Below are 2,758 nucleotides of genomic sequence, written 5' to 3'. Positions count from 1 at the left end.
AATGACGCATGAACCGTTATTCCATTAATCAATAAAGTTGTCCGATGACATCACACGGACGACATCGATTTCTTTCAAATAGCACGTGATACCGATTTTCTTGAGGAGAATAAGATGCATCTTGCTCGTTTCCCCCGTTTATCGCTGGGGCATTTCCCCACCCCGCTTGAACCCCTGCCTGCGCTGACGGCTTATCTCAACGGACCGACAATCTATATTAAACGCGATGATGCGACCGGTTTGGCGACTGGCGGCAACAAAACGCGCAAGCTGGAGTTTCTGTTGGCGGAGGCGTTGCAACAGGAGGCCGATATCATCCTGACCCAGGGCGCAACGCAGTCAAACCACGTTCGTCAGACCATTGCCGCGGCGGCGAAGCTGGGGCTGAAAACCAAAGTGCTGCTGGAAAAGCGGGTGAAGGACTACGGCGAGCCCTATCAACGGTCGGGAAATATCTTGCTGGATGATTTGTTAGGCGGGGAGATCGTCGATCACCTGCCCGGCGGTACGGATATGCAGCAGGCGCTGGAGACGTTGGCGGACGAGCTGCGTCGAGAAGGCCATCGTCCCTATGTCATTCCCGGCGGAGGTTCTAACGTAACTGGCGCATTGGGCTATGTCGCCTGCGCGGAAGAGCTGCTGTTTCAGTCCAGCCAGCAGCGCCTGCGCATCGACCACATCGTCCATGCTTCAGGCAGCAGCGGCACTCAGGCGGGGCTGGTCGCCGGACTCACGGCGGTGCGTAGCGGGATCCCGGTGCTGGGTATCAGCGTACGTGCGCCAAAAGAGAAACAGGAAGAGAACGTATATCGTCTGGCGCAGCAAATCTGGCAGCGTCTGGGGATTGAAGAAGAGCTACCGCGCGCCGCCGTACAGGCTAATAGCGACTATGTCGGTGAAGGTTACGGCATCCCTAACGAGGGAACCCGTGAGGCGCTCCAACTGCTGGCGCGTCTGGAAGGGATCCTGCTCGATCCGGTCTACTCCGGCAAAGGCATGGCCGGACTGATCGATCTGATCAGAAAAGGGCACTTCAAGAAAGGCGAACAGGTCGTGTTTATTCATACGGGCGGTTCGGCCGGTCTGTTCGGCTACCGTGAGTTCTTCGAACAGCAGGGACGCTAAGCATGACCGACTGTCTGATCGGTGTGCTGGGCGGCATGGGGCCTCTGGCGACGGCCGATCTGGTGCAGAAAATCATCGCGGCGACCCCAGCCGAGCGCGATCAGGACCACGTTCCGCTGGTCGTCTGGAACGTACCGCAGATCCCGGATCGCCAACAGGCGCTGGCGGGGACAGGTCCCTCCCCGCTGCCGGTACTGCTGGAGGTCGTTCGCGCGCTGAATCAGCTGCCGATGAGTCATCTCGTCATCCCCTGCAACACGGCGCACCATTGGTTCGACGCACTCGCGGCGGCCAGTCGCGTGCCCCTGCTGCATATTGCGGATGCCACACTGGCTGCGATGCGGCAGACTCTCGTTGCACCCTCGGAAGTCACGGGGCTGATTGCCACGCACGGCACACTGCGCGCCGGGTGGTATCAGCAACGGCTGGCTGCCACGGGTCGCAAGGTGCTGGAACCCACGCCGCAGGAGATGGATGAACTGTTTGTGCCGGGGTGTTATGCCGTCAAACGGGGTGAGCTGATTAAGGGCGGTGTGCTGCTGGAGCAACTGGCCGACCGTTTGGCGAAGCGGGGGGCGTCGAGGCTGATTCTGGCCTGTACGGAAGTCTCTCCCGCGCTGGCTGCCGTCAACTCACGCTGGCTGGCGCATAGCATTGATACAACGCAGGCGCTGGCGCAGAGCTGCGTTGAACTCTGGCGACAGTCCCGCACCTAGCTTCAAAACGTATATCGCAGAAACAGAAAACCGCCCGGTCAGCGTGACGACGGGCGGTTTTTTTATGCTGAACTTAGCGAAATTCGCCGACGTCAGCGTGAGGGGGCGACTTAGTAGTAGCCATACATGGCGGCGAAAACCCATCCAAAGACGCAGGATGTTGATACGCCAATCAGGCCGGGAAGAATGAAGCTGTGGTTAATCACAAAACGACCGATATGCGTCGTACCTGAGCGGTCAAACTGAATCGCCGCCAGATCGCTGGGGTAGGTCGGAAGAATATAATAGCCGTAGCAGGCCGGGGCGGAAGCCACAATGTAAGCAGGGTTTACGCCGATAGCCAATGCGACGGGAACAATAGCCGCGAGCGCGGCGGCCTGCGAATTGACGAACTTGGACACCAACAGCAGGATCAGCGCATAGGCCCAGGGGTACTCCACCACCAGCGTGCCGAGGGTTGTTTTAATCTGCTCCAGGTGCGCGCCGAACATCGTTTCCGCCATCCACGCGATGCCGTATACGGCGACGATGGCGATCATGCCTGAACGGAAGACCTCGTTTTTGGAAATGGAGGCCGGATTTGTTTTGGTGATGATAATAATCAGGGCGCCGGACACCAGCATAAACATCTGAATAACCAGCACCATCGACAGGGCTTTGCCATTAAAGACCGGGCGGAACTCTTCCACCGCGCCCAACAGTGCGACGGCGGCAATGGTGGTCAGGAAAATCCACATCGCGATCCAGTTGCTGCGCGGCAGTTTTCTGTCCAGCAGGGTTGCGGTATCGCCGTAGACGTATTCCCGATTTTCCGGCACGGAAATAAATTTCTGAAATTCCGGATCCTTATCCAGATCTTTTCCGCGAAACCAACTGAAAATCCCGATCGCCAAGATGCCGAGCAGGGTCGAGGGGAT

At 58.2% G+C, this 2,758-nt stretch carries 3 protein-coding genes; 2 read left to right on the top strand and 1 reads right to left on the bottom strand.

Annotated elements, in window-relative coordinates; genetic code table 11:
- The first annotated feature begins 114 nt into the window (after nt 1–114).
- Both Q7O77_RS16660 and Q7O77_RS16655 read left to right on the top strand, forming a co-directional pair.
- The gene (locus tag Q7O77_RS16660) at nt 115–1,125 is read left to right on the top strand and encodes a D-cysteine desulfhydrase (protein WP_304169845.1); all 1,011 of its coding nucleotides are present in this window, start codon (nt 115–117) and stop codon (nt 1,123–1,125) included.
- Nucleotides 1,126–1,127: 2 nt separating this feature from the next.
- Nucleotides 1,128–1,841, top strand: a complete 714-nt coding sequence (locus Q7O77_RS16655; protein WP_304169843.1) for an aspartate/glutamate racemase family protein — start codon at nt 1,128–1,130, stop codon at nt 1,839–1,841.
- Nucleotides 1,842–1,951: 110 nt separating this feature from the next.
- Here Q7O77_RS16655 and Q7O77_RS16650 read toward each other — a convergent pair.
- Nucleotides 1,952–2,758 (bottom strand): anaerobic C4-dicarboxylate transporter (locus Q7O77_RS16650; protein WP_304169841.1); only part of this gene is annotated, 807 nt, incomplete at its 5' end.

It is taken from the genome of Lonsdalea britannica, assembly GCF_946477055.1.
GTDB classification, from domain to species: Bacteria; Pseudomonadota; Gammaproteobacteria; order Enterobacterales; family Enterobacteriaceae; genus Lonsdalea; species Lonsdalea britannica_A.
Note: the sequence above shows the minus strand (reverse complement) of the source record. Positions and strands in the feature narration are given on the sequence as shown.